The sequence below is a fragment of the Vibrio amylolyticus genome, assembly GCF_023145695.1.
GTDB lineage: Bacteria > Pseudomonadota > Gammaproteobacteria > Enterobacterales > Vibrionaceae > Vibrio > Vibrio amylolyticus.
Window position 1 is genome coordinate 365,315 of sequence record NZ_JAJHVV010000005.1, and the last position, 6,000, is coordinate 371,314.

Genomic DNA, 6,000 nt, shown 5'->3' on the forward strand with positions numbered 1-6,000 from the left:
CCCATACTTATAATTTCACCTACGCATCTTTGAACGATAATAAAGATTATTACACATTCCAAAGAGTTAGGTGTTATAGAATGCAACAAAATCATACATTGATAGTATCGATATGTTTCAACAAGGGCAGTGATTAATCAAAATTTGAATACAAGAGATATTGGAAAGATTTTTAACTAAAGAGAACTATTCGCGTACACAATCTAGTATCGATGCTCTATGAGGGAATAGAAAGATTATGAGCCCACCTTTTGTTGATAGGCTCCTAAAACTTAATAGCTATGAGCGACGGTTGTAACGCCCACTTCGGCCTGCTCGCTCCTTGAATGATGAAGCCGCTTTCGCTTGAGAATTAAGAATGGATTCCACGGTAAGTGGCATCGGGTCGCGTGGCTCTATGCCATTAGGGTAAGTTCGTTGACGAGGAGGAAGTTTAAACTGCTCTTCACTTGCTTTCGGCATTCGTTTGAAACGAGAAAGATAGAAATTCTCAAGCTTCTCTCTCGCCCACTCTGTTTTACGCAAATACTTTAAGCTACTTTCAATGGTAGGCTTAGTGTGAAAGCAGTTGAAACGCATGGCTGCATCTAGAATGTCCCACCCATAGTGATCAACTAACTCCGTTAAGAGTTGTTCTAGTTTTAGACCGTGAAGTGGATTGTTTTGCTGCTCTTCTAACATGTGTGCCCTATTGCTCAGGTTTTGATAACGCGTCAATTATACGCGTAAACGTCCTTTAATCTAACCATTATCACCTTTCTATTTTCAGTCAATAACTCCATGTTGTCAGATGAGTAAAAAACCAACTCAAATCCACGATGTCTAATGTTCTCTATGTTTACGTATTGCACTATTTAGCTTAAACATAAACAACGGGTTTTTTCGATAAAGTCATTGGAGACGTACATGCCAAACTCTTTCTCTTTTTCTAAAATCACTTGGTATTGCTTAGTACTTTCAGAACGATGGATAAACACGACTTCTGCTACAAAAATCGCGTCTACCTCTTTGTTGTCGAGTGCTTTTACTAACGAACGAATATCTGGCGCAGGGGAAACAGCATTAAATTTATTCTTAATTAGCCAATAACTCGTATTGGTATTAAGCAAGCTCATCACGCGAGCTTCAGATTTAAACTTTTCGGATTTGGGGTCTAAGTTGTCTTTGTTATCATCTAAAACCACCCAAACCCAACGATTAACCATAAGTGATTCGGAAAAGACGCCATACTTATCTCGCTCGCTATTTTTAGAAGCCATAAAGAAACCATCAGAATGACCTCGGCGCAGCTCAGAAAGGGCTCGCCCGTGATTTGGCCGACTTCAATACTGTATTCGACATCTAACGATGCAAGAACCTTTCCCATTTTTTCGATTCCAATACCAACCGGACTCCCTTTCAAATCAACCGTCGTATAGGGAGGAAAGTCAGGGACGAAAAAGTGCATTTTGTATTGAGCGCTCACTGGAAATGAAAAGAGAAGCACAGCAATGACCCCAATAATTGTTCCTAACCGTTCTAGCATAGTTTCTAACTATCTCATTCCAAGCTTTAGATAAGTATAGAAATGAAAACACTAATTACCCAATATCATTTCTTCAGCAGACCTCTCTAAAGCCCTTTTATGCAGCAACAGGTCTGCCTATACATAGATTATTCCCTTCATATACAACACACCATAGCCTGCGATGGTCACTCGTTCTTCTTCAACATCACAGAATAAAACGCCACCACGTTTCGATGCTTGATAAGCGGTTAGATTCTTTTTCCCTAGTTTCTTTGACCAATACGGAGCAAGACCAGTATGAATGGAGCCCGTCACTGGATCTTCATCTCCACCATTCGCTGGCCAAAAATAACGCGAGACAAAATCATACTGATCAAACGCTGCGGTGATAGAAACATCAAAAGGTGCCAACTGTTTTAACTGCTCAGAATCATAGGTTACTTTCTCTACCTCATCTTCTGACCTCATCACCGCGACGTAAGCTTGGCGATTTCTTAGCACTTCAACGGGTTTAATCGATAATCCGTTTAATAGTGGCGCAGGGCAAATGACAACAGGTTCTAACTCTTGCTTTGGAAAGTTCATTTCAATTCTGCCATCGAGATTTTGAACAACAGTAAGATTACCAACATGCAAAGTTTCAAATTCAATTTCGCCAATACAACCGTAGTATTTGAATAGCACGAAAGAGGAAGCCAATGTCGCATGACCACAGAAGTCTATTTCTGTTAACGGTGAGAACCAGCGTATTTGATACTTGCTCGCTGAGAGTTTTTTCACAAAGGCGGTTTCTGAAAGGTTATTTTCAGTCGCAATTTTTTGCATTACATCAGGCTCTAACCAATCCTTTAAAGGCACAACCGCTGCCGAATTACCTTTAAACTTCTCCTCGGTGAACGCATCTACAACATACATGTCTAGTTCGTATTCCATTACCCTACCCTAACAACGATTAATAATTACACACTAACATACTGATTATTTCTTGGTTTAGTAAGTCTGTTCCCGTTTTCTTGTATAAAATGGTAATATCTCACGCAATTACGCTTTTCTGATGATTTGAGCGAATACGAGTCGTTCAACATAGAGTCTTTTCTCTTACGCTTGTTTATTGAAAACACTTTTCATCCAATTGAAATCAAAAGCACAACAACAAAATTATAGGTAGTACATTCTAATGGTTAACAATGCAATTCAATGGTTCCCTGGGCCATAGCATTTAGATACCACAATAATTCACGAGTTATCATAACGCCTTTAAAATCAACATATAAAGTCATCAATAGCCATCAAGAGCATCCTAAAACAATCACTGCTTTTTATTGTTTTTGTACCCCACTATGTACCCCATAGAACCAAACCACTGTATACTTAACATACAGATTAGTAGGAGAGGTTCTTATGCCAAAGCAGACCAGAAGACTGACTGACAAAGAAATAGCCAACACTATTATTAGAGATAAAGAATACACTTTATCTGATGGCGACGGTCTCAATCTTCGTATCCGCCCTAATGGGACAAAATCATGGCAATTTCGTTACAGTGACCCTGTAACCAAAAGGATAAATAAAATTACCCTGGGGACTTATCCATCTCTAAAACTCAGTGATGCTAGAAAACAAACTCAAATCCACCGCAACACAATTGCTTCGGGCATTAACCTTAAAAAACAACTTTCTCTAATCAAGCAAGAAGAAATGAAAAAAGAGGTCAATAACCTATATCATATCGCTGATCTATGGTTCCAAAGAAAAGAAAAAATGGTAAGCCATGAACATGCTAAGAGGACATGGAGAACATTAGAAAAATACATATTTCCTAAGTTAGGTCATTTACCAATCCAAGATATCAATCGCCCTAACACCATTCTTGTACTTCGCCCCATTGAAAAAGCTCATAAGCTATCGACCATTAAACGTTTATGCCAGTCTTTAAATCAAATCATGGAATATGGCGTTGATATTGGTGCGATTGATGCTAACCCCCTAACCCGGATTATTAATGCATTTGATAGACATAATGTTGAACATATGCCCACTGTTAGGCCTGAATTACTCGGTGAGCTTTTGTATCGTATAGAAAGTAACGATAACTTGACGATAAAAACAAAGTGCTTACTTCTTTGGCAACTACATACAATAACCCGACCTCGTGAAGCTGCTCGAACACGGTGGTGCGACATTGATCTGATAGATAAAACATGGTCAATTCCAAAATCTGAAATGAAGAGCAGGCGAGAACATCGAGTTCCATTGACACGATATGCCATTGATATTCTAGAACAAGTTCAACCGTTCAGTCACGGTAAAGAGTTTGTGTTTTCTGGTGAGCGGAATAACGAGACACATATGAGTACATTCACCGCAAATGCAGCCCTTAAACGAAGCTTAGGTATGAAGGGGAAGCTTGTTGCACATGGACTACGTTCTATAGCTTCTACAGCACTACATGAACAAGGCTTCGATACACTTATAGTAGAAGCATGCTTAGCTCATTCGGATCAAAATGAAACCAGAGCTAGTTACAATCGCACTGATTTTTTTGTACAACGAATTGACGTAATGCACTGGTGGAGTGAATACATTGAGGCATCACGTAAAAACCTAGTTTAAAGTACCATGAATTTCACTTTAGCTTTTGCCAACAATTAGGCTCTTACGGTGTCCCATGTCTTTATCACTTGTCAGAGCTTAGACCAACTCAAGTAACTATTACTAAAAACTTAACTCAGGCAATTTGAGGACTAGATTACACAGTGAACAGTAGAGTGCTGATTTTCACCCAACCAAGAGAGAAATAAACTGACGTCAACAACATGCTATGTTTACACAATAAGTCATTAGCAACGCCTATCTAACCTCTTTAAAGGACGTAAGAGAAAACGCGACACCCCTTGCCCTTAATGCGCAGAACGGCGACTATTTTTATTTTGCTATGACTATCCAAAACTCAAAAAATTACTATTGAGATTTTTGTATTTCAAATAACTCTTGAATCTCTACTTCAAGATACGTACAAAGTTTCCCAATGACATCCAACTCAACACGCTCCGCCTCATCGTAATACAGTCTAGTAATGGTTCCTCGATTAATGCCAGTATCTCTAGAAACTATTGATATCTTTAAACGCTTTTCGCCCATAATCCGAGATAAGTGGCAGGTTACTTTTCTCTCTAAGTCCAAAATATTAACTCCTACAGAGCAAAAATAATTGCAGATGTACATTTATATACTAATATTAATCTATAGGAAGACAATTTTTAAACTTCCAGACTAGATTGCATAACTTAAAGTGTAAATTGTGCTTCACCAGTTCGCTGTGATCTTAGTCTCGTATGTGGAAAGTACGACATTTACCCTATTAGAAATTGGAGTATGTGATGAGCGTGACACCTATAGAGATTCAAACTGCTAGCATCTGCCTAGACATTGCTGCATTTGAGGAGTTCCACCAGCTAACTGAGCAAGAGGTTCGAGAGTACCTACCCTCTATCCAGGATAAGATTTGGGAGCATGAATTCCAAATCAACTATCACTTAACGGAAGGCTATGTTAACCACTTAGCTGAGCGAGCCGTTGATGTACTACTTACATGTCGGCGAGGAGCTCCATTGTACGACGCTACCTGGGTATTCAAGCAACTTTCAGTGAGAGATGACCCTACCTACATACATTAAGTACTTTGAAAGCCACCAACACAGCTGGTGGCTTTTCTCGATACTACTAATACCAAATACTTAATCGAGATTACCGACTAAAGAAAAGCTAACTGTAGTCTGCGCACTGGAACATGTAACACGTTTCTGGACAATAATGAGATAGGCTGGAACTAGAGTTGGCAACTCACACATTAGATAAACTAACTCTACCTTCAACTACGCTAGACTTAACCAGTCATAAGATCTGAATTAATATACAATTTTCAGTGTATTTAAAATAGATAGAGCGCACTCTTGGCTTCACAAGTATGCTAAGACTAACTAGTCGAACCTCGTGCCACGATACGACTGACTCGTGAGTAATGTAAATCGAAGTGATTCCCTATTTGCTTTTGTGTATAACCGCCGCTTCTAAAGGCAGCAATAATGGCATCATTTCTACTTGGTGCTGAGTCTTGGTATTCCTTTAACGAAAGGGGTTTAGCACGTCTCTGTTTTGCTGGAACCTCTTTGATGTCTCCCTCTTCTAAATCCAAATTAGGAAGATGACTGCTCACAAATTCTTCGCTACCTAAATACATCTGCTGCTTTAAACTTGTCCATAGTGGCTTACCAAACCCCTCGTAAACGAATTGCTTGTATTTCTCAACGGCCTTATTTCGCTGCCGCCCAAATTGAAGCAAGGTTTGATCGACGGCTAGCCAGTCAGGTGCCTCTTTAAAACCAGTAATGAAAAGCCAACTGCTCCACTCATATTCGTTCGGTGTATCTACCATATTTGCTCGAACGGGGTTAAGTAGTATGTAGCGCCCTACCTCTAAAAGATAAGCCTCT

At 39.4% G+C, this 6,000-nt stretch carries 7 protein-coding genes and 1 pseudogene; 2 read left to right on the plus strand and 6 right to left on the minus strand.

Going from position 1 to position 6,000, the window contains the following annotated elements; all coding sequences use genetic code 11:
• Window positions 1–279: 279 nt before the first annotated feature.
• From KP803_RS10330 to KP803_RS10345, 4 genes are all read right to left on the minus strand, one after another.
• Entirely contained in the window at window positions 280–681 is a 402-nt protein-coding gene (locus tag KP803_RS10330; protein ID WP_248008743.1) for a VF530 family protein, read from the minus strand.
• 173 nt (window positions 682–854) lie between these two features.
• Window positions 855–1,259: a type 2 periplasmic-binding domain-containing protein gene (locus KP803_RS10335; protein WP_248008744.1), complete on the minus strand. Its 405-nt coding sequence runs from the start codon at window positions 1,257–1,259 to the stop codon at window positions 855–857.
• Complete coding sequence (locus KP803_RS10340; protein WP_248008745.1) at window positions 1,175–1,525, minus strand: hypothetical protein; 351 nt, start codon at window positions 1,523–1,525, stop codon at window positions 1,175–1,177. Before KP803_RS10340 ends, KP803_RS10335 begins: the two co-directional genes overlap by 85 nt.
• Window positions 1,526–1,642: 117 nt before the next feature.
• The gene (locus KP803_RS10345) at window positions 1,643–2,440 is read right to left on the minus strand and encodes a PhzF family phenazine biosynthesis protein (protein WP_248008746.1); all 798 of its coding nucleotides are present in this window, start codon (window positions 2,438–2,440) and stop codon (window positions 1,643–1,645) included.
• Between the two features lie 468 nt (window positions 2,441–2,908).
• Between KP803_RS10345 and KP803_RS10350 the strand changes: the two genes are divergently transcribed.
• Window positions 2,909–4,120: a tyrosine-type recombinase/integrase gene (locus KP803_RS10350; protein ID WP_248008747.1), complete on the plus strand. Its 1,212-nt coding sequence runs from the start codon at window positions 2,909–2,911 to the stop codon at window positions 4,118–4,120.
• A gap of 348 nt (window positions 4,121–4,468) precedes the next feature.
• Here the strand turns inward: KP803_RS10350 and KP803_RS10355 are convergent, their stop codons facing one another.
• Window positions 4,469–4,690 carry a helix-turn-helix domain-containing protein gene (locus KP803_RS10355; RefSeq protein ID WP_248008748.1) on the minus strand — a complete coding sequence of 74 codons (222 nt, stop codon included), beginning with the start codon at window positions 4,688–4,690 and terminating at the stop codon, window positions 4,469–4,471.
• 197 nt (window positions 4,691–4,887) lie between these two features.
• Here KP803_RS10355 and KP803_RS10360 point away from each other — a divergent pair, with 197 nt between their 5' ends.
• The gene (locus tag KP803_RS10360; protein ID WP_248008749.1) at window positions 4,888–5,184 is read left to right on the plus strand and encodes a hypothetical protein; all 297 of its coding nucleotides are present in this window, start codon (window positions 4,888–4,890) and stop codon (window positions 5,182–5,184) included.
• 299 nt (window positions 5,185–5,483) lie between these two features.
• Here the strand turns inward: KP803_RS10360 and KP803_RS10365 are convergent.
• Window positions 5,484–6,000 (minus strand): annotated as a pseudogene (locus KP803_RS10365) (addiction module toxin RelE); the annotation flags it as partial.